22 protein-coding genes are annotated in these 26077 nt (G+C 59.1%); 7 read left to right on the top strand and 15 right to left on the bottom strand.

The window, feature by feature from the left end:
* Positions 1 to 53 precede the first annotated feature (53 nt).
* The 9 genes from sucD to sdhC all read right to left on the bottom strand — a co-directional run bounded on the left by sucD (position 54) and on the right by sdhC (position 11429).
* Positions 54 to 935: a succinate--CoA ligase subunit alpha gene (gene sucD, locus H096_RS08290; RefSeq protein ID WP_010166265.1), complete on the bottom strand. Its 882-nt coding sequence runs from the start codon at positions 933 to 935 to the stop codon at positions 54 to 56.
* Positions 935 to 2101 carry an ADP-forming succinate--CoA ligase subunit beta gene (gene sucC, locus H096_RS08285; RefSeq protein ID WP_003210567.1) on the bottom strand — a complete coding sequence of 389 codons (1167 nt, stop codon included), beginning with the start codon at positions 2099 to 2101 and terminating at the stop codon, positions 935 to 937. Before sucC ends, sucD begins: the two co-directional genes overlap by 1 nt.
* A 204-nt stretch (positions 2102 to 2305) precedes the next feature.
* Entirely contained in the window at positions 2306 to 3742 is a 1437-nt protein-coding gene (gene lpdA, locus H096_RS08280) for a dihydrolipoyl dehydrogenase (protein ID WP_033897632.1), read from the bottom strand.
* A gap of 99 nt (positions 3743 to 3841) precedes the next feature.
* Positions 3842 to 5062 carry a 2-oxoglutarate dehydrogenase complex dihydrolipoyllysine-residue succinyltransferase gene (gene odhB / locus H096_RS08275; RefSeq protein ID WP_016979561.1) on the bottom strand — a complete coding sequence of 407 codons (1221 nt, stop codon included), beginning with the start codon at positions 5060 to 5062 and terminating at the stop codon, positions 3842 to 3844.
* Positions 5063 to 5106: 44 nt separating this feature from the next.
* The gene (locus H096_RS08270) at positions 5107 to 7938 is read right to left on the bottom strand and encodes a 2-oxoglutarate dehydrogenase E1 component (RefSeq protein ID WP_016979562.1); all 2832 of its coding nucleotides are present in this window, start codon (positions 7936 to 7938) and stop codon (positions 5107 to 5109) included.
* Positions 7939 to 8200: 262 nt separating this feature from the next.
* Positions 8201 to 8905 carry a succinate dehydrogenase iron-sulfur subunit gene (locus H096_RS08265; protein WP_003172807.1) on the bottom strand — a complete coding sequence of 235 codons (705 nt, stop codon included), beginning with the start codon at positions 8903 to 8905 and terminating at the stop codon, positions 8201 to 8203.
* An 11-nt stretch (positions 8906 to 8916) separates the two neighbouring features.
* The gene (sdhA, locus tag H096_RS08260) at positions 8917 to 10689 is read right to left on the bottom strand and encodes a succinate dehydrogenase flavoprotein subunit (protein ID WP_016979563.1); all 1773 of its coding nucleotides are present in this window, start codon (positions 10687 to 10689) and stop codon (positions 8917 to 8919) included.
* Positions 10690 to 10692: 3 nt separating this feature from the next.
* Positions 10693 to 11061 carry a succinate dehydrogenase, hydrophobic membrane anchor protein gene (gene sdhD, locus H096_RS08255; protein ID WP_016974690.1) on the bottom strand — a complete coding sequence of 123 codons (369 nt, stop codon included), beginning with the start codon at positions 11059 to 11061 and terminating at the stop codon, positions 10693 to 10695.
* Positions 11055 to 11429 carry a succinate dehydrogenase, cytochrome b556 subunit gene (gene sdhC, locus H096_RS08250; protein ID WP_016979564.1) on the bottom strand — a complete coding sequence of 125 codons (375 nt, stop codon included), beginning with the start codon at positions 11427 to 11429 and terminating at the stop codon, positions 11055 to 11057. The genes sdhD and sdhC overlap by 7 nt, the downstream gene beginning before the upstream one ends.
* Positions 11430 to 11793: 364 nt before the next feature.
* On the opposite strand from sdhC, the gene gltA reads away from it, so the two are divergent.
* On the top strand, positions 11794 to 13083 hold the full coding sequence (gene gltA, locus H096_RS08245) for a citrate synthase (protein WP_003210575.1): 1290 nt from the start codon (positions 11794 to 11796) through the stop codon (positions 13081 to 13083).
* A 156-nt stretch (positions 13084 to 13239) separates the two neighbouring features.
* Here gltA and H096_RS08240 read toward each other — a convergent pair whose 3' ends face one another.
* The 3 genes from H096_RS08240 to H096_RS08230 all read right to left on the bottom strand — a co-directional run bounded on the left by H096_RS08240 (position 13240) and on the right by H096_RS08230 (position 16275).
* Entirely contained in the window at positions 13240 to 14898 is a 1659-nt protein-coding gene (locus H096_RS08240) for a cation acetate symporter (protein ID WP_028615711.1), read from the bottom strand.
* Positions 14895 to 15206 carry a DUF485 domain-containing protein gene (locus tag H096_RS08235; RefSeq protein WP_016972153.1) on the bottom strand — a complete coding sequence of 104 codons (312 nt, stop codon included), beginning with the start codon at positions 15204 to 15206 and terminating at the stop codon, positions 14895 to 14897. The genes H096_RS08240 and H096_RS08235 overlap by 4 nt, the downstream gene beginning before the upstream one ends.
* 217 nt (positions 15207 to 15423) lie before the next feature.
* Complete coding sequence (locus H096_RS08230; RefSeq protein ID WP_025857941.1) at positions 15424 to 16275, bottom strand: glycine betaine ABC transporter substrate-binding protein; 852 nt, start codon at positions 16273 to 16275, stop codon at positions 15424 to 15426.
* 332 nt (positions 16276 to 16607) lie between these two features.
* Between H096_RS08230 and H096_RS08225 the strand changes: the two genes are divergently transcribed.
* Complete coding sequence (locus H096_RS08225) at positions 16608 to 18161, top strand: glycosyl hydrolase family 17 protein (protein WP_033897631.1); 1554 nt, start codon at positions 16608 to 16610, stop codon at positions 18159 to 18161.
* Between the two features lie 114 nt (positions 18162 to 18275).
* Here H096_RS08225 and H096_RS08220 read toward each other — a convergent pair whose 3' ends face one another.
* Positions 18276 to 18644, bottom strand: coding sequence for a hypothetical protein (locus H096_RS08220; RefSeq protein ID WP_033897630.1), 369 nt, complete (start codon positions 18642 to 18644; stop codon positions 18276 to 18278).
* A 236-nt stretch (positions 18645 to 18880) separates the two neighbouring features.
* Here H096_RS08220 and H096_RS08215 point away from each other — a divergent pair, with 236 nt between their 5' ends.
* Together H096_RS08215 and H096_RS08210 are read left to right on the top strand one after the other, a co-directional pair.
* Positions 18881 to 20179, top strand: a complete 1299-nt coding sequence (locus H096_RS08215; protein ID WP_033897629.1) for a serine/threonine protein kinase — start codon at positions 18881 to 18883, stop codon at positions 20177 to 20179.
* Entirely contained in the window at positions 20172 to 20960 is a 789-nt protein-coding gene (locus H096_RS08210; protein WP_033897628.1) for a VacJ family lipoprotein, read from the top strand. The genes H096_RS08215 and H096_RS08210 overlap by 8 nt, the downstream gene beginning before the upstream one ends.
* Positions 20961 to 21012: 52 nt before the next feature.
* Here H096_RS08210 and H096_RS08205 read toward each other — a convergent pair whose 3' ends face one another.
* The gene (locus H096_RS08205) at positions 21013 to 21927 is read right to left on the bottom strand and encodes a DUF808 domain-containing protein (RefSeq protein ID WP_033897627.1); all 915 of its coding nucleotides are present in this window, start codon (positions 21925 to 21927) and stop codon (positions 21013 to 21015) included.
* Between the two features lie 134 nt (positions 21928 to 22061).
* On the opposite strand from H096_RS08205, the gene H096_RS08200 reads away from it, so the two are divergent.
* Positions 22062 to 22670, top strand: a complete 609-nt coding sequence (locus tag H096_RS08200) for a TetR/AcrR family transcriptional regulator (RefSeq protein WP_033897626.1) — start codon at positions 22062 to 22064, stop codon at positions 22668 to 22670.
* A gap of 128 nt (positions 22671 to 22798) precedes the next feature.
* Here the strand turns inward: H096_RS08200 and H096_RS08195 are convergent, their stop codons facing one another.
* On the bottom strand, positions 22799 to 23239 hold the full coding sequence (locus H096_RS08195) for a heme-binding protein (protein WP_033897625.1): 441 nt from the start codon (positions 23237 to 23239) through the stop codon (positions 22799 to 22801).
* A 256-nt stretch (positions 23240 to 23495) separates the two neighbouring features.
* Between H096_RS08195 and gcl the strand changes: the two genes are divergently transcribed.
* Positions 23496 to 25271 (top strand): glyoxylate carboligase, encoded by a 1776-nt coding sequence (gene gcl, locus H096_RS08190; RefSeq protein ID WP_033897624.1) that lies wholly within the window; start codon positions 23496 to 23498, stop codon positions 25269 to 25271.
* A gap of 10 nt (positions 25272 to 25281) precedes the next feature.
* Positions 25282 to 26064 carry a hydroxypyruvate isomerase gene (gene hyi, locus H096_RS08185; RefSeq protein WP_033897623.1) on the top strand — a complete coding sequence of 261 codons (783 nt, stop codon included), beginning with the start codon at positions 25282 to 25284 and terminating at the stop codon, positions 26062 to 26064.
* Positions 26065 to 26077: the final 13 nt, after the last annotated feature.

Genomic DNA, 26077 nt, shown 5'->3' with positions numbered 1-26077 from the left:
AGGCCACCCGAAGGTGGCCTTTGTGTGGATGAAGCGTCAGCTAAGCGCGTGGCTTACTTGACAGCCCAACCGGTCAGCTCGGACAAAGCCTTGCCGATGTCTGCCAGCGAACGCACGGTTTTAACGCCTGCGTCTTCCAGGGCAGCAAACTTCTCGTCTGCAGTACCCTTGCCGCCAGAGATGATTGCGCCAGCATGGCCCATGCGCTTGCCAGCAGGGGCAGTCACACCAGCGATGTAGGAAACAACCGGCTTGGTCACGTGTGCCTTGATGTAGGCAGCCGCTTCTTCTTCAGCCGAACCGCCGATCTCACCGATCATGACGATCGCTTCGGTCTTCGGGTCTTCCTGGAACAGTTTCAGGATGTCGATGAAGTTCGAACCTGGGATCGGGTCACCGCCGATGCCGACGCAAGTCGACTGACCGAAACCGGCGTCAGTGGTCTGCTTCACAGCTTCGTAGGTCAGGGTGCCGGAACGGGAAACGATACCGACTTTACCTGGCAAGTGAATGTGACCTGGCATGATGCCGATCTTGCATTCGCCTGGAGTGATCACGCCTGGGCAGTTAGGGCCGATCAGGGTAACACCCAGCTCGTCGCACTTAACTTTAGCGTCCAGCATGTCCAGGGTAGGAATGCCTTCGGTGATGCAGACGATCAGCTTGATGCCGCCGAATGCCGCTTCCAGGATCGAGTCCTTGCAGAAAGGAGCTGGAACGTAGATCACGCTGGCGGTGGCGCCAGTGGCAGCTACAGCATCTTTCACGGTGTTGAACACTGGCAGGCCCAGGTGTTCGGTGCCGCCTTTGCCCGGAGTTACGCCGCCAACCATCTTGGTGCCGTATTCGATGGCTTGCTGGGTGTGGAAACTACCTTGCGAACCGGTAATACCCTGGCAGATAACTTTGGTGTCTTTATTGATCAGGACGCTCATTACTTGCCCTCCGCAGCTTTGACAACTTGTTGAGCAGCGTCGGTCAGGCTGGTAGCCGCGATGATGTTCAAACCGCTTTCTGCCAGTACTTTAGCGCCCAGTTCAGCGTTGTTACCTTCAAGGCGGACAACAACCGGGATTTTAACGCCGACTTCTTTCACTGCACCGATGATGCCTTCGGCAATCATGTCGCAACGAACGATGCCGCCGAAGATGTTGACCAGTACTGCAGCGACGTTGGAGTCGGACAGGATGATCTTGAAGGCTTCGGTAACGCGTTCTTTGGTAGCACCACCGCCCACGTCGAGGAAGTTGGCTGGTTTGCCGCCATGCAGGTTGACGATGTCCATGGTACCCATGGCCAGGCCAGCACCGTTGACCATGCAACCGATGTTACCTTCCAGGGCTACGTAGTTCAGTTCGAACTTGGCAGCGTGCGCTTCGCGCGGATCGTCTTGCGATGGATCGTGGAAAGTCTTCAGCTTAGGCTGACGGTACATGGCGTTGGCGTCGATGTTGATCTTGGCGTCCAGGCAGTGCAGATCGCCGTCGGCCTTGATCACCAGCGGGTTCACTTCCAGCAGGGCCAGATCGTGATCCTGGAACAGTTTGGCCAGACCCACGAAGATCTTGGCGAACTGGGCAACTTGCTTGCCTTCCAGACCCAACTGGAAAGCCAGCTCGCGACCCTGGAATGGCTGAGCGCCAACCAGTGGATCGATAGTGGCTTTCAGAATTTTTTCTGGGGTTTCTTCGGCGATCTTCTCAATGTCCACGCCACCTTCGGTGGAAGCCATGAACACGATGCGACGGCTCGAACGGTCAACGACAGCGCCCAGGTACAGCTCTTTAGCGATATCAGTGCACGATTCAACCAGGATCTTGGTGACTGGCTGGCCATTGGCATCAGTCTGGTAAGTCACCAGACGCTTGCCCAGCCACTGCTGTGCGAAGGCCTTGGCGTCTTCTTTGCTGCGAACCAGCTTAACGCCGCCCGCTTTACCGCGACCACCAGCGTGGACCTGGGCTTTGACAACCCACTCAGTGCCGCCGATTTTGTCGCAAGCTTCTGCTGCTGCTTCCGGGGTGTCTACTGCGTAGCCCTTGGAAACTGGCAGGCCGTATTCAGCGAACAGCTGCTTACCCTGATACTCGTGAAGATTCATGCTTTTTACCGTCTTCGTTAGGTACTGCGCATTCGGCGCTGCGCTCATTATGAGTGCCGCGCCACCTGTGACTGCTGCTTGCGCAACTTGCGGGGCTCAAGGCCCGTAAAGCTGCGCAAGGCTGCGTCCAGCGGATATTCCGCGGTGAGTCTTGCGCGCAAGGCTCACGACGGGCAACTCCGCCGTGGTTTCTTATTATCTCGCTTAGCGCTTCTTGCGGTTGGCGATGTGGATGGCGCCGCCATTCACAGCCAACGCTGCTTCGTGCAACGCTTCGGACAGGGTCGGATGGGAGAAGACCATCATGCCCAGGTCCTCGGCACTGGTGCCGAATTCCATACCGATCGCGCCTTGCTGAACCAGTTCTGCAGCGCTCGGGCCAATCACGTGGACGCCCAATACGCGGTCAGTCTTGGCATCAGCGATGACTTTGACAAAACCACCGGTGTCGTTGGCTGCCATGGCACGGCCAGAAGCGGCAAACGGGAAGGTGCCGACGTTAACTTCAACGCCTTCAGCTTTCAACTGCTGTTCGTTCTTGCCGACCCATGCAATTTCCGGGTGGGTGTAGATAACCGATGGGATCAGGTCGTAGTTCATCTGGGTCTTGTGGCCCTTGATGCGCTCGACAACCATGATGCCTTCTTCGGAAGCCTTGTGCGCCAGCATCATGCCGCGAACCACGTCGCCGATGGCGTAGACGCCAGGCACGGTGGTTGCGCAGTGATCGTCAACGTGCACGTAGCCGCGCTCGTCGAGGGTCACGCCGCTGTCGGAAGCCAGCAGGTCGGTGGTCACTGGACGGCGACCCACGGCTACGATCAACTTGTCGAAAGTGATGGTTTTTTCGCCATCCTTGTCGGTGTAGTTGACGACAACTTCTTCACCGTTGACTTTCGAACCGGTCACGCGAGCGCCCAGCTTGATGTCCAGACCTTGTTTGGTCAGGGTTTTCAGCGCTTCTTTGGAGACAGCGGTGTCGGCAGCCAGCAGGAACGTGTCCAGGGCTTCCAGCACAGTCACTTCGGAACCCAGGCGGGACCATACCGAACCCAGTTCCAGGCCGATCACGCCAGCGCCGATCACGCCCAGGCGCTTAGGCACAGCCTGGAATTCCAGGGCGCCGGTCGAATCAACAATCACGTTCTGGTCAACGGGAGCAGGCGGGATGTCGATTGGACGCGAACCTGGGGCCAGGATCACGTTCTCGGCTTCGATGATTTCGGTCGAGCCGTCTGGCTTGGTGATTTCAACTTTCTTGCCAGCCAGCAGCTTGCCGTGGCCTTGCAGGGAAGTCACGCCGTTGGCCTTGAACAAGGTGGCAACGCCGGAAGTCAGGCCTTTAACGATGTTGGCTTTACGGCCGACCATTGCTGGCACGTCCATGGTCACGCCAGCATGGTTGATGCCGTGGATCGCGAAACCGTCTTGGGCTTCGTGGAATTTCCAGGAGCTGTCCAGCAGCGCCTTGGAAGGAATGCAACCGACGTTCAGGCAAGTACCGCCCAGCGCCAGTTTGCCTTCCTTGTCGGTGTATTTTTCGATGCAAGCAGTCGAGAGGCCCAGTTGTGCGGCCTTGATGGCAGCAACGTAGCCGCCAGGACCTGCACCAATCACTACAACGTCAAATTTCTGCGTCATGAAAATAGTTCCTCTATTCAGCGACAAGCTTCAAGCGACACGTTGCAAGCCAAGCTGCTTTTTCCTACAGCCTGTAGCTCGCAACGTGCAGCTGCGTCTTTAGATGTCCAGCAGCAGACGAGCCGGGTCTTCCAGCAGGTTCTTGATGGTCACCAGGAAAGTCACGGCTTCTTTACCATCGATCAGGCGGTGATCGTACGACAGCGCCAGGTACATCATTGGGCGGATCACGACTTGGCCGTTGATGGCCATCGGACGCTGGATGATGTTGTGCATGCCCAGGATTGCGGCTTGTGGCGGGTTGACGATCGGCGTCGACATCATCGAACCGAAGGTACCACCGTTGGTGATGGTGAAGGTACCGCCGGTCATCTCGTCGATGGTCAGCTTGCCGTCACGGGCTTTCTTGCCGAAGCCGGCGATGCCGCCTTCGATTTCAGCCAGGCTCATCAGCTCGGCGTTACGCAGTACCGGCACCACCAGGCCACGGTCGCTGGATACGGCTACGCCGACGTCTGCGTAGCCATGGTAAACGATGTCGCCGCCGTCGATGGAAGCGTTGACAGCCGGGAAGCGTTTCAGCGCTTCGGTGGCCGCTTTCACGAAGAAGGACATGAAGCCCAGGCGTACGCCGTTGTGGGACTTCTCGAACAGATCCTTGTACTTCGAACGCAGGGCCATGACTTCGGTCATGTCGACTTCGTTGAAGGTGGTCAGCATCGCCATGTTCGACTGTGCTTCAACCAGACGCTTGGCCACGGTGGCACGTACGCGAGTCATCGGTACACGCTTCTCGGTGCGGTCGCCAGCGGCGAACACTGGAGCAGCGGCAGCCGGGGCAGCAGCCTTGGCAGGTGCGGCAGCTGGAGCGTTTTTCTTGGCTTCAACAGCAGCAACCACGTCTTCCTTGGTGATGCGACCGTCTTTGCCGGTGCCTTTGACGGACGCCAGGTTGATGCCGTTCTCTTCAGCCAGCTGACGGGCAGCCGGTGCAGCGATCGGGTCTTCAGCGCCAGCAGCCGGAGCGGCGGCAGGGGCAGCGGCGGCTGCCGGTGCTGCAGCAGGAGCAGCGGCAGCAGCGCTGCCCTCTTCGATCGAGCCCAGTACCTGGTTCGACAGAACGGTAGCGCCTTCTTCAGCAACGATTGCGCCCAGCACGCCGTCAGCTTCGGCCAACACTTCCAGCACGACTTTGTCGGTCTCGATGTCGACGATCAGGTCGTCACGCTTTACAGCGTCGCCTGGTTTCTTGTGCCAGGTGGCAACGGTGCCATCGGCAACCGATTCCGGGAATGACGGGGCTTTGATTTCGATAGCCATTATCTGTGGGTCCTTAAAATTCGGTTTCAGTCAGCGCGAAGGCGTTAAACAGTGAAAGCATCTTGCAGCAGTTTTTCCTGCTGCTCGGCGTGCATCGACGCATAACCACACGCAGGTGCTGCAGAAGCATCACGACCGGCGTACTCCAGGTTCAGCGCCTTGTTGTGGTTACCCATGCTGCGACGCAAATGATGCTGGCTGCTGTACCACGCGCCCTGGTTCATCGGTTCTTCCTGGCACCACACCACGTTGGTGAGGTTGGTGTAAGGCGCGATGGCCTCCATCAGGTCGTCTTCCGGGAACGGGTAAAGCTGCTCGATACGCACGATGGCGATGTCTTCGCGGCCTTCGGCACGGCGTTTTTCCAGCAAGTCGTAATAGACCTTGCCGCTGCACAGGACCAGGCGAGTCACTTTTGCCGCGTCCAGCGTGTCGATTTCTGGAATCACGGTCTGGAACGAACCATCCGCCAGATCTTCCAGGGTCGAGATGGCCAATTTATGACGCAACAGCGACTTCGGTGTCAGCACTACCAGCGGCTTGCGCAGCGGGCGGATCACCTGGCGACGCAGCAAGTGGTAGATCTGGGCCGGGGTAGTCGGCACGCACACCTGGATGTTGTGCTCGGCGCACAGCTGCAGGTAACGCTCCAGACGGGCCGAGGAGTGCTCAGGACCCTGACCTTCATAACCGTGTGGCAGCAGCATGGTCAGACCGCACAGGCGACCCCACTTGTGCTCGCCGCTGGTGATGAACTGGTCGATCACAACCTGGGCGCCGTTGGCGAAGTCGCCGAACTGGGCTTCCCAGATCACCAGCGCGTTTGGCGTGGTGGTCGAGTAACCGTATTCGAACGCCAGAACCGCTTCTTCGGACAGGAACGAATCGTACAGGTCGAAACGTGGCTGGCCTTCGTACAGGTTCTGCAACGGGATGTAGGTGCCCGCGTCTTTCTGGTTGTGCAATACCGCGTGACGGTGCGAGAACGTACCACGGCCGATGTCCTGGCCGGTCATGCGGATCGGGTGACCTTCGAACGCCAGGGTCGCGTACGCCATGGTTTCGGCGTAACCCCAGTTGATCGGCAGGCCGCCGGCTTGCATCTTCTGACGGTCTTCGTAGATCTTCGCCACTTGGCGCTGAACCACGAAGCCTTCAGGAATTTCCAGCAGCTTGGCGGACAATTCCTGCAAGGTTTTCAGATCGAACGACGTATCGTGACGCGCAGTCCAGGCGTGGCCCAGGTACGGACGCCAGTCGACGAACAGTTCTTTGTTCGGCTCTTTGACCAGGCTTTTTACAACATGCAGACCATTGTCCAGCGCGTTGCGGTATTCATCGACCTTGGCCTGAACACGCGCATCGTCAACCACGCCGGCCTTGGTCAGGCTTTCGGCGTACAGCTCACGGGTGGTGCGCTGCTTGGTGATCTGCTGGTACATCAACGGCTGGGTGCCGCTTGGTTCGTCGGCTTCGTTGTGACCGCGACGGCGGTAGCAGACCAGGTCGATCACCACGTCACGCTTGAACTGCATGCGGTAGTCAATGGCCAACTGGGTCACGAACAACACGGCTTCCGGATCATCGCCATTCACATGGAGGATCGGCGCCTGGATCATCTTGGCAACGTCGGTCGCGTACTCGGTGGAGCGCGCGTCCAGCGGGTTGCTGATGGTGAAGCCAACCTGGTTGTTGATGACGATGTGAACGGTACCGCCAGTCTTGAAGCCGCGGGTCTGCGACATCTGGAACGTTTCCAGGACCACGCCTTGACCGGCGAATGCCGCGTCACCGTGGATGGAAATCGGCAGGACCTTTTCACCGGTGGTGTCGTTACGACGATCCTGGCGAGCACGGACCGAACCCTCGACCACTGGAGAAACGATTTCCAGGTGGGATGGGTTGAAGGCCATGGCCAGGTGAACTTCACCGCCGGTGGTCATCACGTTGGACGAGAAACCCTGGTGGTATTTAACGTCACCGGAACCCAGCTCGACCTTCTTCTTGCCTTCGAACTCGTCGAACAGCTCACGCGGGTTCTTGCCGAAGGTGTTGACCAACACGTTCAGGCGACCACGGTGGGCCATGCCGATCACGATTTCCTTGGTGCCGTAGGAACCGGAACGCTGGATCAGCTCGTCGAGCATCGGGATCAGGCTTTCGCCGCCTTCCAGACCGAAACGCTTGGTGCCCGGGTATTTGGTACCCAGGTATTTTTCCAGGCCTTCGGCAGCGGTTACGCGCTCAAGCAAGTGGCTGCGTACGTCTGCGGACAAAACCGGACGACCGCGCACACCTTCCAGGCGATGCTGGAACCAGTGGCGTTGCTCGGAATCGGTGATGTGCGTGAACTCAGCGCCGATGGTGCGGCAATATGTCTGCTGCAACGCTTCGTGAATTTCGCGTAGGCTCGCTTCCTCTTTGCCGATGAACAGGTCGCCGGCACGGAAGGTCGTATCAAGATCGGCATTGGTCAAGCCGTAATGATTGATCGACAGGTCAGCAGGTGCAGGACGCTTCCAGAGCCCCAGCGGGTCAAGCTGGGCCGCCTGGTGGCCGCGCATCCGGTAGGCCTGGATCAGTCGCAGTACTTCAACTTGCTTCTTCTCGTGCTCACTGCTCACGCTGCCGGCGGAAACCGGTTGGGCGCGGCGCTGGTTCTTTGCCAGCAGCACAAACTGATCGCGAATTGTGGCGTGCGATACATCGGTGGCAGCGTTGCCGTCTGAAGACAACGTCTGAAATTTGGTGCGCCATTCTTCTGGCACAGCGTTAGGGTCGTGCAGGTAGAGCTCATAAAGCTCTTCCACATAGGCAGCGTTACCACCTGAAAGATAGCCGCTGTTCCACATGCGCTGCATCACGCTTTCTTGCATGCTTGGTCACCCTCGATTTGGGGACACCACCGGCGAAAACACCGAGTTTGCTTGCAAAAGGCCAAGTGCAGCGACCAAAACAAGCCACTTAGGATCACGCTGATAGTTCGGGTACCAACCCGAATGCCCCTGCTTGTCTCATTTCTTCAAAATAAGAGCCGCGGCTTTGTAAGTCGCTGCTCAAGTTAAAACTACGGCGCCGGTTGAAGCCTGCGCCGTAGCATTTACGGGCACAACGGTCCTGCTTTTACTACAACGTCAGTTACACGCCGCTCTGCAGCAGCATGTTACGGATGTGACCAATGGCCTTAGTCGGGTTCAGGCCTTTGGGACATACGTTGACGCAGTTCATGATCCCGCGGCAGCGGAATACGCTGAACGGGTCATCCAGCGAAGCCAGACGCTCGGACGTCTTGGTATCACGGCTGTCTGCCAGGAAGCGGTACGCTTGCAGCAGGGCAGCTGGACCCAGGAACTTGTCCGGGTTCCACCAGAAGGACGGGCAAGAGGTCGAGCAGCAAGCGCACAGGATGCACTCGTACAGACCGTCGAGCTTCTCGCGCTCTTCCGGGGACTGCAGACGCTCGATGGCCGGAGCCGGCGTGTCGTTCTGCAGGAACGGCTTAACTTTCTCGTATTGCTTGTAGAAGATGCTCATATCGACGACCAGGTCACGGATAACCGGCAAACCTGGCAGAGGACGAACGATCAGCTTGTTGCCTTTGACCACGGCGGACAGCGGCGTGATGCACGCCAGGCCGTTTTTGCCGTTGATGTTCATGCCGTCGGAACCGCACACACCTTCACGGCAAGAGCGACGATAGGAGAAACCTTCGTCCTGCTCTTTGATCAGTGCCAATACATCCAGCACCATCAGGTCTTTACCACCGGTATCGACCTGGAATTCCTGCATGAACGGCGCAGCGTCCTGATCAGGGTTGTAGCGATAAACACTGACTTTCAACATGGCAGCCACCCTTAGTAAGTCCGAATCTTCGGTTCAAACGTCGGAACCGTCTTCGGCGAGAAGTTCACGGCACGCTTGGTTACGCGCTTGTCACCCGGGAAGTACAGGGTGTGGCACAACCAGTTTTCGTCGTCGCGGTCTTCAAAGTCTTCACGGGCGTGGGCACCACGGGATTCTTTACGAACCTCGGCAGCGATTGCGGTCGCTTCGGCCACTTCCAGCAGGTTTTGCAGTTCAAGGGCTTCGATACGAGCGGTGTTGAACGCCTGGCTCTTATCGTTGATCTTGACGTTGGCGATACGCTTGCGCAGATCAGCCAGCTGGGCGATGCCCTTCTGCATGTATTCGCCGGTACGGAACACACCGAAGTAGTTCTGCATGCAGCTTTGCAGCTCGCGACGCAGGGTCGCCACGTCTTCGCCGTCGGTGCGCTCGTTCAGAGCGTTCAGGCGAGCCAGGGCAGCTTCGATGTTGGCGTCGGTGGCGTCATCGTATTCGATGCCGTCGGTCAGCGCTTTTTCCAGGTGCAGGCCAGCAGCACGGCCGAATACCACCAGGTCGAGCAGCGAGTTGCCGCCCAGGCGGTTGGCACCGTGTACCGATACGCAAGCCACTTCGCCTACGGCGAACAGACCGTGGATGATTTCGTCCTGGCCTTCGGCGTTCTGGGTGATCGCCTGGCCGTGGATGTTGGTCGGCACGCCGCCCATCATATAGTGGCAAGTCGGAACAACCGGCACCGGAGCAACCACCGGGTCAACGTGAGCAAAGGTCTTGGACAGCTCGCAGATACCTGGCAGACGGCTGTGCAGCACTTCTTCGCCCAGGTGATCGAGCTTGAGCAGTACGTGGTCGCCATTCGGGCCACAGCCGTTGCCGGCGATGATCTCTTTAACCATCGAACGGGCCACAACGTCACGACCGGCAAGGTCTTTCGCGTTCGGAGCATAACGCTCCATGAAACGCTCGCCGTGCTTGTTGATCAGGTAACCACCTTCACCACGGCAACCTTCTGTAACCAGTACACCAGCGCCGGCAATACCGGTCGGGTGGAACTGCCACATTTCGATGTCTTGTACCGGTACGCCAGCACGCAGTGCCATGCCGACGCCGTCACCGGTGTTGATCAGGGCATTGGTGGTAGAAGCGTAGATACGGCCTGCACCGCCCGTCGCCAGCACGGTAGCCTTGGCGCGGATGTAGGTGGTTTCACCGGTTTCGATGCAGATAGCGATTACACCGACAAATTCGCCCTGGGCGTTTTTCACCAGGTCGACAGCGTAGTACTCGTTCAGGAACGTGGTACCGGCTTTCAGGTTGCCCTGATAAAGGGTGTGCAACAGCGCGTGACCGGTACGGTCGGAAGCGGCGCAGGTACGGGCAGCCTGCCCGCCTTTACCGTAATCCTTCGACTGACCGCCGAATGGACGCTGGTAGATGCGGCCTTGCTCGGTACGGGAGAACGGCAGACCCATGTGATCCAGCTCGAACACCGCGGCCGGGCCTTCCTGACACATGTATTCGATAGCGTCCTGGTCACCGATATAGTCGGAACCCTTGACGGTATCGTACATGTGCCAGCGCCAGTCATCGTTCGGATCGGCAGAAGCGATGGCGCAGGTGATGCCACCCTGGGCCGACACGGTATGGGAACGGGTCGGGAACACTTTGGTGATCACGGCAGTCTTGTGACCGCCCTGGGCCAGCTGCAGCGCAGCGCGCATGCCAGCACCGCCGCCACCAATGATGATGGCGTCGAATGAAATAGTTGGAATGTTAGCCATGAATCAGATACCCCAAAGAATCTGCACACCCCAGACGAAGTAAGCGAACATCGCGACGCCGCAGACTGCCTGGAAGAGAAAACGTACTGCAGTCGCGGACTTGCCCAGCGCCATCGGCGTCAGGTAGTCGGTCGCGATGGTCCACATGCCGACCCAGGCGTGTGCGCCCAGGGCTACAAGGGCCAGCAGACTGAAGATTCGCATCGCATTGTGGGAAAACAGGCCATGCCATTGCTCATAGCTGATGCCTGGATTTGCGACGAGGTATCCGATCAGGAAAATGAAATAAGCCGCGAGAACGACCGCAGACACACGTTGTGCCATCCAGTCATAGAGGCCCGAACGCGAAAGGTTCGTAACGCTGGTTACCATATCCAAACTCCTGCCAGAACGATCAGCACCACGGAAATGGCGATGATGATTTTCGAGCCCAGGCGGCCGCCTTCCAGCGTCTCACCGATACCCGCATCCATGATCAAGTGGCGCACACCGGCTACCAGGTGATACAGCAGAGCGGACAGGAGGCCCCATGCTACGAACTTGGCCAGCGGGCTGGTCAAGCATGCCTTCACCTCGGCGTAACCTTCCTCGGAACCCAGGGATTTGCTCAATGCATAAAGCATGATGCCCAAGCCCAGGAACAGGATGATGCCGGAAACACGGTGCAGGAACGACGTAACGCCGGTGATGGGGAGTTTGATGGTCCTTAGGTCTAGGTTTACAGGTCGTTGGCTATTCACGGCTTTTTTTCACACTGAAGAGCCCCTAACAATCAGGGCAAAGTTGTTGGGGAGTGCACTGGTCAGGTAAGCACCACCCAGGGAGTGCGACCCCCAATGAAAGCAAGCCCAAAAGCCCTTGGCGGTCGGTGGCCGAGTATAGACAGTTAGGTTACTAATGACAACGCGCTCACCTCACCCTAATAGCGGATTGCGCTGACGGGATAAAAGGCGTAAATGGCAGTCAATTTCGAGGAAAAAGTACGGTTAAAGCCTTCTGGTGCAAGACTTTAGGCAAATTGACATCTGGATTTATATCAATATAGTGGTGCGGGCCCTGCGTGGGGGGTCTGTCTGATGATTTGAAGCATAAATAGGAGGCCACATGGCTGACAAAAAAGCGCAGTTGATCATCGAGGGCGCAGCCCCCGTCGAGCTGCCCATTTTAACCGGCACCGTTGGTCCCGATGTTATCGACGTACGGGGCCTGACGGCCACGGGCCGTTTCACATTCGACCCAGGCTTCATGTCGACCGCCTCTTGCGAGTCGAAGATCACCTATATCGACGGTGATAATGGCATTTTGCTGCATCGCGGCTACCCGATCGAGCAGCTTGCTGAACAGTCGGACTATCTGGAAACCTGCTACCTGCTGCTAAATGGCGAATTGCCAACAGCCGAGCAGAAAGCCCAGTTCGTCAGCACCGTGAAGAACCACACCATGGTTCACGAGCAGCTGAAGACCTTTTTCAACGGCTTCCGTCGCGACGCCCACCCGATGGCCGTCATGTGCGGTGTGGTCGGCGCCCTGTCGGCCTTCTATCACGACTCCCTCGACATCAATAACCCGCAGCATCGCGAAATTTCCGCGATCCGCCTGGTTGCAAAGATGCCGACCCTGGCCGCAATGGTTTACAAGTACTCCATGGGCCAGCCCATGATGTACCCGCGCAACGACCTGACGTACGCGGAAAACTTCCTGCACATGATGTTCAACACCCCGTGCGAGATCAAACCGATCAGCCCGGTGCTCGCTGCCGCGATGGACAAGATCTTCATCCTCCACGCCGACCACGAGCAGAACGCATCGACCTCTACAGTGCGCCTGGCGGGTTCTTCGGGTGCCAACCCGTTCGCCTGTATCGCCGCCGGTATCGCCGCACTGTGGGGCCCTGCCCACGGCGGTGCGAACGAAGCCGTATTGACCATGCTCGATGAAATCGGCGATGTCTCGAACATCGACAAGTTCATCGCCAAGGCCAAGGACAAGAACGATCCGTTCAAGTTGATGGGCTTCGGTCACCGGGTCTACAAGAACCGCGACCCGCGCGCCACCGTGATGAAAAAGACCTGCGACGAAGTGTTGAAGGAACTGGGCATCAAGAACGATCCGCAACTCGAACTGGCCATGCGCCTGGAAGAGATCGCCCTGACCGACCCGTATTTCATCGAACGCTCGCTGTACCCGAACGTCGACTTCTACTCGGGGATCATCCTCAAGGCGATCGGCATTCCAACCAGCATGTTCACCGTGATCTTCGCCCTGGCGCGGACCGTGGGCTGGATCTCCCACTGGAAAGAAATGCTCTCCAGCCCGTACAAGATTGGCCGCCCGCGCCAGCTGTACACCGGCTACGAGTCGCGTGACATCACCAAGTTGGAAGATCGCAAGTAAGCCTCGCTTAGTTGCACTGAAAACGGCCTCCCTTAGTGGAGGCCGTTTTTATTTGTGCAGGATTTGAGAAACAGTTTTGTCAGATCAATCTCTAATTTATAGACAAAAAAATACCCCGGCCTTTCGACCGGGGTATTTTCCTATCCAGCTATTACCTTAGTGAGACACCGCCCCACTCGATCCCAGACCAGTCTGCGAACGCACAAACTGTGGGAAGTACAGCGCACGCTCTTTCTCTGCCGCCGCCGACTTGTCGGTGATGGAGAAGAACCAGATGCCGACGAACGCAATGATCATCGAGAACAGCGCCGGGTACTCATAAGGGAAGATGGCTTTTTCATGGTGCAGGATCGACACCCAGATGGTCGGGCCCAGCACCATCAGGCCAACGGCACTGATCAAGCCCAGCCAGCCGCCAATCATCGCGCCACGGGTGGTGAGGTTTTTCCAGTACATGGAAAGCAGCAGCACCGGGAAGTTACAGCTGGCGGCAATGGAGAACGCCAGGCCAACCATGAACGCAATGTTCTGGCTTTCGAACAGGATACCCAGGCCGATAGCCAGCACGCCCAAGGCGACAGTGGTGATCTTCGAGACGCGAATCTCATCCTTGTCGTTGGCCTTGCCTTTCTTGATCACGCTGGCGTACAGGTCATGGGACACCGCCGACGCACCGGCCAGGGTCAAGCCGGCAACCACCGCAAGGATGGTGGCGAAGGCCACGGCCGAGATGAAGCCCAGGAAAATACTGCCACCCACCGCGTTGGCCAGGTGCACCGCCGCCATGTTGTTACCGCCCAGCAAGGCGCCTGCGGCATCCTTGAACGCCGGGTTGGTGCTGACCAGCAGAATCGCGCCAAAGCCGATGATAAAGGTCAGGATGTAGAAGTAACCAATGAAACCGGTGGCGTAGAACACGCTCTTGCGGGCTTCTTTCGCGTCGCTGACGGTGAAGAAGCGCATCAGGATGTGTGGCAGGCCAGCGGTACCGAACATCAGCGCAAGCCCGAGGGAGAAGGCTGAAATCGGGTCTTTCACCAAGCCGCCGGGGCTCATGATCGCCTCACCTTTAGGGTGAACCTTGATCGCCTCGGAGAACAGGGCATTGAAGTCGAAGTTGACGTGCTTCATCACCATCAGTGCCATGAACGAGGCACCGGACAGCAACAGCACCGCCTTGATGATCTGTACCCAGGTGGTCGCCAGCATGCCGCCGAACAGGACATACATCACCATCAAGATGCCGACCAGGATCACCGCAACGTGATAGTCCAGGCCAAACAGCAGCTGAATCAGCTTGCCCGCACCCACCATCTGCGCGATCAGGTAGAACGCCACCACCACCAGCGAACCACAGGCCGAGAGGCTGCGGATCTGAGTCTGGCCCAGGCGATAGGACGCCACGTCGGCAAAGGTGTACTTGCCCAGGTTACGCAGGCGCTCGGCGATCAGGAACAGAATGATCGGCCAGCCCACCAGGAAGCCGATCGAGTAGATCAGGCCGTCATAACCGGAGGTGTAGACCAGCGCGGAAATCCCCAGGAAGGACGCCGCCGACATGTAGTCACCGGCAATCGCCAGGCCGTTCTGGAAACCGGTGATCTTGCCGCCGGCCGCATAGTAGTCGGCCGCCGATTTGTTGCGCTTGGAGGCCCAGTAGGTGATGCACAGGGTGGCGCCGACAAACGCGACAAACATCACGATGGCCGAAACGTTCAGGGGTTGCTTGTGCACTTCGCCGGTCAATGCGTCCGCCGCCCAAACGGCTGGAGCAAAGAGCGAAGCGCCGAATATCGCCAGTAGACGCCGGATCATTGCGCAGCCTCCTTGAGAATCGCATTGTTCAGGTCGTCAAACTCGCCATTGGCCCGGCGCACGTAGATGCCGGTCAGGATGAAGGCAGACACAATCAGCCCGACGCCCAGGGGAATGCCCCAGGTAATCGACGAACCGGGGCTGAGCTTGGCCCCCAGTACTTGTGGCCCGTAGGCGATCAACAGGATGAAAGCGGAGTAAAGCCCTAGCATGATCGCCGAGAGAATCCAGGCGAACCTTTCCCTTTTTCTCACCAGCTCCTTGAAACGCGGGCTGTTTTGAATCGAGAGGTAAATGCTGTCGTTCATTGTTTTTATCCTCGCAGCACAGCTTTTTTATTATTGGAACGTATCCACTGTATGCGGCTGCCGTAGAGGTTCCAGACGACCTTAGTATTAGAACGACATCGGGGTTGCCGCCAGTTTTGCAGTGATTGAATTGACAGCCTCTGACCCAGAAACGACAAAGCCCGCCTGGCGAAAACGCCAGGCGGGCTTGCAAGGTACTATTTAGACGCTTCGGGGGTTATTTACCGGTCCACTCGGCGACACGCTCAGGGTGCTTGGCGACCCAATCCTTGGCGGCGGCATCAGGCTTGGCGCCTTCTTGAATCGCTAGCATGACTTCGCCGATTTCGTCCTTGGAGGCCCACTGGAATTTCTTCAGGAAGGCTGCGACTTCCGGCGCTTTCTTCTCCAGGCCCTTGCTGCCGATGCTGTTGACGGTTTCAGCAGCACCATAAATCCCTTTTGGATCGTCCAGGAAACGCAGTTTCCACTTGGCGAACATCCAGTGTGGCACCCAACCGGTGACCGCAATGGATTCCTGTTTGTCTTCGGCACGGGTCAACTCGGCGATCATCGCCGCGCCCGAACTGGCTTGCAGCTTGTAATCGAGGCCGTATTGCTTGATGGCTTCGTCGGTCTTGAGCATCACGCCAGAACCTGCGTCGATGCCGACGATCTTGTTCTTGAAGGTGGTGTCGGTCTTGAGGTCTTCGATGGACTTGGCTTTGACATATTCCGGCACGATCAGGCCGATCTTCGCATCCTTGAAGTTGGGGCCGTAGTCGACCACCTTGTCCTTGTTCTTGGCCCAGTATTCACCGTGGGTGACCGGCAGCCAGGCGGAGAGCATGGCGTCAAGCTTGCCGGTGGCCACGCCCTGCCACATGATCCCGGTGGCAACGGCTTGCAGTTTCACGTCATAACCGAGCTTGGCCTTGATCACTTCTGCCGCCACGTGGGTGGTGGCCACGCTGTCGGACCAGCCGTCCACATAGCCGATGCTCAGGGTCTTGCTGTCGGCGCTGGCCAGTGTGGAGCTCATCGCAACTACCAGAGTGGCAGCTGCGCCCAAGAGTCGTCGCATCTTCATAGTACTTCCCCGAAAGTGCTGCGCCCGGCGAATGCCGAGCGACGTCAACCTGTTGTTATGTGGTGCACCGCGCCCCCTTCACGCGCATCGATCCGGTTGCAGTGACATCAGTGGAGTGCTGACACTTCGATCATCAACCTGCCGGGGCCTTCGACCTGCTCTGTCAGCGACCTCATACAAGCAGGAAACGACATCACATAGCCAGTAGGACGCTTTGTAGGACTTGACGTCAAAATCCCGCCCGAACTTTGCATGTCAAAATTATGCAGCCCCACTGGGACGGGGCAAATCCGGGTAAGATGCGCGCCTTTGCTCCTACAGTTAAGCCGACCATGCCCGCGACTGCCCGCTTCCCCGCCCTGCCCTATTTTTTCGCCTTGATCCTCGGCCTGCTGGCCCTGATCGGTTACTGGTATGGCCTCGGCCGGCCGGTGGTATTGCCCGACGTCGCCAGTGCCACGCACAAGATGCAGTGCGCGTCCTATACCCCTTTCGATAAAGACCAATCGCCGTTCGACCAGCCATTCACGCTGCGTCCGGAGCGCATGGACGCTGACCTCGCCCTGCTGGCGACCCGCTTCGAGTGCATCCGCACCTATTCCATGACCGGCCTGGAAGCTTTGCCGGACATGGCGCGCAAGCACGGGCTGAAAGTGATGGCCGGCGCCTGGGTCAGCAGTGACCCGGTCGCAACCCAAAAGGAAATCGACGAACTGAGCGCCTCGGCCAACGCCCATCCGGACGTGGTGACCTCAGTGATCGTCGGCAACGAAGCGCTGCTGCGCAAGGAAGTCACCGCCGCACAGCTGGTGAAGCTGATCCAGACCGTCAAAAGCCAGATCAAGCAGCCGGTGACCTACGCGGACGTGTGGGAGTTCTGGCTGCAACACCCGGAAATCGCCCCGGCCGTGGATTTCCTCACCATCCACTTGTTGCCGTACTGGGAAGATGACCCGTCCGGCATCGACCAGGCCCTCAAGCACGTGGGCGATGTGCGCCAGACCTTCGGCAACAAGTTTGCCCCCAAGGACATCCTGATCGGTGAAACCGGCTGGCCAAGCGAAGGCCGCCAGCGTGAAACCGCCGTGCCGAGCCGGGTCAATGAAGCGAAATTCATGCGTGGTTTTGTCGCCATGGCCGAGGCCAATGGCTGGCACTACAACCTGATCGAAGCCTTTGACCAGCCGTGGAAACGTGCGAGCGAAGGCGCCGTGGGCGGTTACTGGGGCCTGTTCGATGCGGATCGCCAGGACAAGGGCATCCTCGCCGGGCCGGTGACCAATGTGCCGTACTGGCCGCTGTGGCTGGGCGTCGGCGGGATGATCTTGCTGGGCACCCTGGCATTGGGGGGTCGCGTACGCAGCACGCGTGCCGCGCTTGCCCTGCCGTTGTTGGGCGCCGTTGCAGCCTGCTCCATTGGCACCTGGACCGAGCTGACCCGCGTGACGGCACGTTTCAATGATGAATGGGTGTGGGCAGGTTTGCTGCTGGTGTTGAACCTGCTGGTGCTGGCCCATGCGGCCTTGGCCTTGAACGCGCAGGAAGGTTGGCGTGAGCGGGCGTTCAACTGGCTGGAGCAACGCGCAGGCTGGTTGGTGGCGATCGCTGGGTTCGCGGGCGCGGTGATGATGCTGGCGTTGGTGTTCGACCCGCGCTATCGCAGCTTCCCGAGCGCGGCGCTGGTGTTGCCGGCGTTGGTTTACCTGGTGCGTCCAGTGACAGGACCGCGCCGGGAGATTGCGCTGCTGGCCTTTATCATCGGTGCGGGTATTGCGCCGCAGTTGTACCGTGAAGGCCTGTTGAATCAGCAGGCGTGGGGTTGGGCGGTGGTTAGCCTGCTGATGGTTGTGGCTTTGTGGCGGTGCTTGCGGGTGCGTAAGGCTTAAACCTAACCTGTGGCGAGGGAGCTTGTTGCTCCCGCTGGGCTGCGCAGCGGCCCCAAAATCTTGGGAGCGCTTCGCACTCCAGCGGGAGCAAGCTCCCTCGCCACACATAGCTAATCAGACGCCGCGAGGCTTCCTGACCAACCGCAACCCCGCAATCACCACCGCAAACACCGCAAACGTGGTGTTGTACAACGCCAGCGCCGGCAACCCGAACACCATCCCCAGCACGGCCAACCCCCACCCCGCGCGACCCGGCACGAAAAACCCCAGCACCGCCGTGATCAACGCCGCCCAGCCCAGCACCTTGAAGTGGATCATCAAGCCCAGGTTCGAGCGTAACTGGCATTCCCAGCGGCTGGCCTCATCCGCGCAGATGCCCACCCACTGGCCATCTTCCATAAAGCCATAGCGCGCGCCATAACTGGCGGCCAGCCACAGCGGCAGGGCAATAAGCAGCAGAATCAACGGCAAACGACGGGACATGAGGCACTCCGATAGGCAAAAACGGCGCTCAGCTTAATGCGCCAGTGGGCGTTAGCAAGGTGCATACACACAATTAATGTTTACCTACACGTGTCAAAGTGTATCGTCTGGCTACTATTACCCCGATTCCGACGTTATTTTCCGACATTTCGTGCCGCGTGATGGCACTTCGGCGATAGGACGGCGGTCATAGCCTGCGAACTTCATCAAGCACGTTTCCTCCTAGGGATTAAGTCATGCTCCGTTCCTTGCGCTGTGCTGCCCTGCTGGGCAGCCTTTTTCTGAGTGCGTCAGCACTGGCCGTCGACATTGACCAAGCCAGCTATGGCTACCCTTTGACCAACCCGTTTGAAGCCACCATCGCCACCACCCCGCCTGACCTTCGGCCCAAATTGCCAAGCGATGACGAGATCAACCAGTCCGATTACACCCTGAACATGCGCCCCGAGCGCGAATTCAGCCTGCCGGACAACTTCTGGGCGGTGAAGAAACTCACCTACCGCATCGCCAAGCAAGATCGTGCCGCGCCGCTGATCTTCCTGATCGCGGGCACCGGTGCGCGCTTCGACAGCAGCATCAATGAATACCTGAAAAAGCTGTACTACCAGGCCGGCTACCACGTGGTGCAACTGTCGTCGCCCACCAGCTTCGACTTCATTAGCGCCGCCTCGCGCTTCGCCACGCCGGGGATCACCCAGGAAGACGCCGAAGACATGTACCGCGTGATGCAAGCCGTGCGCGCGCAGAACGCTTCGTTGCCGGTGACCGACTTCTACCTCACCGGCTACAGCCTCGGCGCCCTGGATGCGGCGTTCGTCAGCAAGCTCGACGAGACGCGCCGCAGCTTCAACTTCAAGAAAGTCTTGCTGCTGAACCCGCCGGTCAACCTCTACACCTCGATCACCAACCTCGACAAGCTGGTGCAGACCGAGGTGAAAGGCATCAACAACACCACCACCTTCTATGAGTTGGTGCTGAACAAACTGACCCGCTACTTCCAGCAAAAGGGCTATATCGACCTGAACGACGCCCTGCTCTACGACTTCCAGCAATCCAAGCAGCACCTGACCAACGAACAGATGGCCATGCTGATCGGCACTTCGTTCCGTTTCTCGGCAGCTGACATCGCCTTCACCTCGGACCTGATCAACCGCCGCGGCCTGATCATCCCGCCCAAATACCCGATCACCGAAAGCACCAGCCTGACGCCGTTCCTCAAGCGTGCGCTGCAGTGCGACTTCGACTGCTACCTCACCGAGCAGGTTATTCCGATGTGGCGCGCCCGCTCCGACGGCGGCAGCCTGTTGCAACTGGTCGACCAGGTCAGCTTGTACGCCCTCAAGGACTACCTGCACGCCAGCCCGAAAATCGCCGTGATGCACAACGCCGACGACGTGATCCTCGGCCCTGGCGACCTCGGCTTCCTGCGTAAAACCTTCGGCGATCGCTTGACCGTCTACCCGCTGGGCGGCCACTGCGGCAACCTCAATTACCGCGTCAACGCCGACGCCATGCTGGAGTTCTTCCGTGGCTAAATATCTTCTGCTGCTTGCCGCCTTGATGTGCGCAGGCGTGGCCAATGCCGACAACAGCAAGGCCCATGAACCAGTCAAGGTCGACTCCGATGGATTCAAGGAACCGCTGACCAAGCTCAAGTTCAACCCGGGCCTGGACCAGCGCGAGTTCGAGCGGTCGTCGCTCACCGCGCTCAACGTGTATGACCCACTGGAGTCGTGGAACCGTCGCGTGTACCACTTCAACTACCGCTTCGACCAATGGGTGTTCCTGCCGGTGGTCGACGGCTACCGTTACGTCACCCCGAGTTTCCTGCGCACCGGCGTGAGCAACTTCTTCAACAACCTGGGCGATGTGCCCAACCTGTTGAACAGCCTGCTGCAACTCAAGGGCCATCGTTCCCTGGAAACCACTGGCCGCCTGCTGGTCAACACCACTATCGGCATCGCCGGCCTGTGGGACCCGGCAACCGCCATGGGCCTGCCGCGCCAGAGCGAAGACTTTGGCCAGACCCTGGGCTTCTACGGCGTGCCCGGCGGCGCGTACCTGGTGCTGCCGATCTTCGGCCCATCGAACCTGCGCGACACCACCGGCCTGATCGTCGACTACGGTGCCGAGACCCAGATCAACTTCCTCAACGTCGCCGAAGTCAGCTCCAACCACCCGGAAATCTGGGCGTTGCGTGCGGTGGACAAGCGCTACCAGACCAGCTTCCGCTATGGTCAGATGAACTCGCCATTTGAGTACGAAAAGGTGCGCTACATCTACACGGAATCGCGCAAGTTGCAGATCGCCGAGTAAACGCCCACAAAAAAGGCCATTCGATTGAATGGCCTTTTTTATTGCCGCGCGATCAGGCCTTCGCGGTCTTCCAGAGCTTGCCCACCCCGCTGACCAGCGCCAGCACCGCGGCCCCGGCAATGATCCCCGCCACACCATTGAGCAGCACCGGCACCAACCAGGCCAACGCGCCTGCGCTCTGGCTCACGGTCTCGATCCAGTGATGCACCACCGGCACGCCATGGGTGAGAATCCCGCCGCCCACCAGGAACATCGCCGCGGTCCCGATCACCGAAAGGCTTTTCATCATGTACGGCGCCGCCCGCAGGATGGCGCCGCCGATGCTGCGCGCCGCCTGGCCAGGCTTCTGGGTGAGCCACAGGCCCAGGTCATCCAGCTTGACGATACCGGCCACCAAGCCATACACGCCCACGGTCATGACAATCGCGATGCCGGAGAGCACGATCACCTGCTGCATCAAGGGCGCATCGGCCACGGTGCCGAGGGTGATGGCGATGATTTCGGCGGAGAGGATGAAGTCGGTACGGATAGCGCCTTTGATCTTGTCCTTTTCGAAGGCCACCAGGTCGGTTGCCGGGTCCGCAACCGCTTCGACCAACTGCGCATGTTGCGCCTGGTCTTCGTCTTTGTTGTGCAGGAATTTATGCGCCAGCTTCTCGAACCCTTCGAAACACAGGTAGGCACCGCCGAGCATCAACAACGGCGTCACCGCCCAGGGCGCAAACGCACTGATCAACAAGGCGGCCGGCACCAGGATCAACTTGTTGACGAACGACCCCTTGGCCACCGCCCACACCACGGGAATTTCCCGCTCCGCACGCACACCGGAAACCTGCTGGGCATTGAGCGCCAGGTCATCACCCAGCACGCCGGCGGTCTTCTTTGCCGCCATTTTGGTCATCAGGGCAACGTCATCGAGTACCGCGGCGATATCGTCGATCAACACCAACAAGCTGCTTCCTGCCATGAATCGGGCTTCCGTAAGAGTGGGATGGCGCGAGCATAGCGCGGCGCAAGGCCCTGCGGGCAGATTGTTGAGGCTCGCGGATGGCCGGTGCTACCATGCGCAACCGCCAGTCTTGGCAAGGAAACTCCAGGTTTATGAGCACCATTCGCGAGCGCAACAAAGAAAAGATCCTGCGGGCGGCCAGCGAGGAGTTTGCCGACAAGGGCTTCGCCGCGACCAAAACCAGCGACATCGCCGCCAAGGCAGGGCTGCCCAAGCCCAACGTCTACTACTACTTCAAGTCCAAGGACAACCTCTACCGCGAGGTGCTCGAAAGCATTATCGAGCCGATCCTGGCGGCTTCCACGCCGTTCAATCCGGATGGCGAACCCTCGGTGGTACTGAGCAACTACATTCGCTCGAAAATCCGCATCTCCCGCGACCTGCCGTTTGCGTCCAAAGTCTTCGCCAGCGAAATCATGCACGGCGCCCCGCACCTCAGCGCGGACCAGGTTGAACAGCTCAACGCCCAGGCCAAGCACAATATCGCCTGCATCCAGAACTGGGTAGATCGCGGCCTGATCGCGCCGATCGACCCCAACCACTTGATGTTCAGTATCTGGGCGGCTACGCAGACCTATGCGGATTTTGACTGGCAGATCTCGGCGGTGACCGGGAAGGCCAAGTTGGATGAGGCGGATTATGAAGCGGCGGCGCAGACCATTATTCGGTTGGTGCTCAAGGGCTGCGAGCCGGATAAGTAACCTGTGGTGAGGGAGCTTGCTGTGGCGAGGGAGCTTGCTCCCGCTGGGCTGCGAAGCGGGCCCAAAAGCCGGCTCCAGCTGCGCTGTCGAACGGGAGCAAGCTCCCTCGCCACAAGCGCTCTATCAGGTCAAGCCGACACCCCCGCATCCGCCATCAACCCCACCCCCTCGATCGCCGTAATCGCACACTGCTCATCAATATCCGACGTATCCCCGCTGATGCCGATCGCCCCCAGCACCACGCCCTCCTGACTCCGAATCAATACCCCACCCGGCGCAGGCACCACGCTGCCCTGCCCCAAACTGTTCAACGCCGCGATAAACGCCGGTCGCTGCTGCGCGTCCAGCGCCAGCAGGCGTGAACCCTTGCCCAGGGCGATCGCGCCCCAAGCCTTGCCGATGGCGATTTGCGGGCGCAGCAGGCTGGCACCGTCTTCCCGCTGCAGGGTGATCAAGTGGCCGCCGCTGTCGAGCACGGCGATGGTCAGCGGTGCAGCAGAAATGGTGCGCCCTGCACTGAGGGCCTGGCTGGCCAGTTGGGTGGCGAGTTTCAAGGTTAAAGCGCTCATGCTGCCGTCCTTCTTTTGTTATTGGGAAAGCGATGGAGGTCTGAATGATCAGATGCTCGATCAAACAAATAGAACACAATGACTTTTAATTTTGTATACAATATTTTCGCACAAAGGCTCCATACGTCGAAAAAAGCGGTTCCGACGAACGCAAAGGCCAGTTTATAAAATGCATTGACCTACGCCGCTCGCCATGAATACACTTTGACCAGACACCACTTGTATACAATTACAAAACGCAATAGGCACCAATATCATGAGCAAAATGAGAGCAATCGAAGCCGCTGTCCTGGTGATGCGTCGCGAAGGTGTGGACACCGCCTTCGGTATCCCAGGCGCCGCAATCAACCCGCTGTATTCGGCCTTGCAGAAAGTGGGTGGCATCGATCACGTCCTTGCTCGCCACGTTGAAGGCGCCTCCCACATGGCCGAGGGCTACACCCGCACCAACGCCGGCAATATCGGCGTGTGCATCGGCACCTCGGGCCCGGCGGGCACTGACATGGTCACCGGCCTGTACAGCGCCTCGGCCGACTCGATCCCGATCCTGTGCATCACCGGTCAAGCGCCCCGCGCCCGGATGCACAAGGAAGACTTCCAGGCCGTGGACATCACCAGCATCGTCAAGCCGGTGACCAAGTGGGCGACCACTGTCCTGGAACCGGGCCAAGTGCCGTACGCCTTCCAGAAAGCCTTCTATGAAATGCGCTCCGGCCGCCCTGGCCCGGTACTGATCGACCTGCCGTTCGACGTGCAGATGGCCGAGATCGAATTCGACATCGACGCCTACCAGCCGCTGCCCCTGGCCAAGCCACTGGCCACCCGCGTGCAGGTGGAAAAAGCCCTGGCGCTGCTGGACCAGGCCGAACGCCCACTGCTGTTGAGCGGCGGCGGCGTGATCAACGCCGACGCCAGCGAGTTGCTGGTGGAATTTGCTGAACTGACCGGCATCCCGGTGATCCCGACCCTGATGGGCTGGGGCACCATTCCGGACGATCACCCACAGATGGTCGGCATGGTCGGTCTGCAGACGTCCCACCGTTATGGCAACGCGACGATGCTCAAGTCGGACGTGGTGCTGGGCATCGGTAACCGTTGGGCCAACCGCCATACCGGTTCGGTCGAGGTGTACACCGAAGGCCGCAAATTCATCCACGTCGACATCGAGCCGACCCAGATTGGCCGCGTCTTCACCCCGGACCTGGGTATCGTGTCCGACGCCGGTTCAGCCCTGACCATGTTCATTGAAGTGGCCCGCGAGTGGAAAGCCGCCGGCAAGCTCAAGGACCGCAGCGCCTGGCTCAATGACTGCCAGCAACGCAAAGCCACCCTGCACCGTAAGACTCACTTCGACAACGTGCCGGTCAAGCCACAGCGCGTGTATGAAGAAATGAACCAGGTGTTCGGCAAAGACACCTGCTACGTCAGCACCATCGGCCTGTCGCAGATTGCCGGCGCGCAGTTCCTGCACGTGTACAAGCCACGCCACTGGATCAACTGCGGCCAGGCTGGCCCATTGGGTTGGACCATCCCCGCCGCCCTCGGCGTGGTCAAGGCGGACCCGAGCCGCAAAGTGGTGGCGCTGTCCGGCGACTACGACTTCCAGTTCATGATCGAAGAATTGGCGGTGGGCGCACAGTTCAAGCTGCCGTACATCCACGTGGTGGTGAACAACTCCTACCTCGGCCTGATCCGCCAGGCCCAGCGCGGGTTTGAAATGGACTACTGCGTGCAGCTGTCCTTCGACAACCTCAATGCGCCGGAACTCAATGGCTATGGCGTAGACCACGTGGCCGTCGCCGAAGGCCTGGGTTGCAAGGCCCTGCGCGTATTCGAGCCAAGCCAGATCGCGCCGGCCCTGCGCCGCGCCGAGGAAATGATCGAAGAATTCAAGGTGCCGGTGATCGTTGAGATTATTCTGGAGCGCGTGACCAATATTTCCATGGGCACCGAGATCAACGCCGTCAACGAATTCGAAGATCTGGCACTGGTCGGCAACGATGCGCCGACCGCCATTTCCCTACTCGATTAAGGAGAACCTTATGCCGCGTTTCGCCGCCAACCTGTCCATGCTGTTTACCGAACAGGACTTTCTTGCCCGTTTCAAAGCGGCCGCCGACGCCGGCTTCCAAGGCGTCGAGTACCTGTTCCCCTATGAATTCAGCTCTGCCGAAATCAAGGCGCAACTCGACGCCAACGGCTTGACCCAGGTGCTGTTCAACCTGCCGGCCGGTGACTGGGCCAAGGGCGAACGCGGTCTGGCCTGCCACCCGGACCGGGTCGAGGAATTCCGTGCCGGGGTCAAGCTGGCCATCGCCTACGCCCAAGTGTTGGGCAATACCCAGATCAACTGCCTGGCGGGCATCCGGCCACAAGGCGTTGACGACGAAACCCTGGAAAAAACCTTCGTCGCCAATCTCAAGTACGCCGCTGAAAAACTGCAAGCCGTGGGCATCAAGCTGGTCATGGAAGCGATCAACACCCGCGACATCCCAGGCTTCTACCTGAACAACACGGCGCAAGCCCTGTCGATTTGCGAACAGGTCGGCAGCGCCAACCTGTTCTTGCAGTACGACATCTATCACATGCAAATCATGGAAGGCGACCTGGCCCGCACCATGGCCGCGCACCTGGGTGAGATCAACCACATCCAGTTGGCGGACAACCCTGGGCGCAACGAGCCGGGCACCGGTGAGATCAACTACCGCTTCCTGTTCGAACATTTGGACCGCATCGGCTACACGGGTTGGGTCGGCTGTGAGTACAAGCCGTTGACCACCACCGAAGCGGGTTTGGGTTGGTTGAAGACCCACAACGCCATCTAAACAGAGGATTTCT

The sequence above is a fragment of the Pseudomonas sp. FH1 genome (assembly GCF_000510895.2).
Taxonomy (GTDB): Bacteria; Pseudomonadota; Gammaproteobacteria; order Pseudomonadales; family Pseudomonadaceae; genus Aquipseudomonas; species Aquipseudomonas azotoformans_A.
The sequence above is the reverse complement of the archived record's forward strand: the minus strand, read 5'-3'. Positions and strand labels throughout refer to the sequence as shown.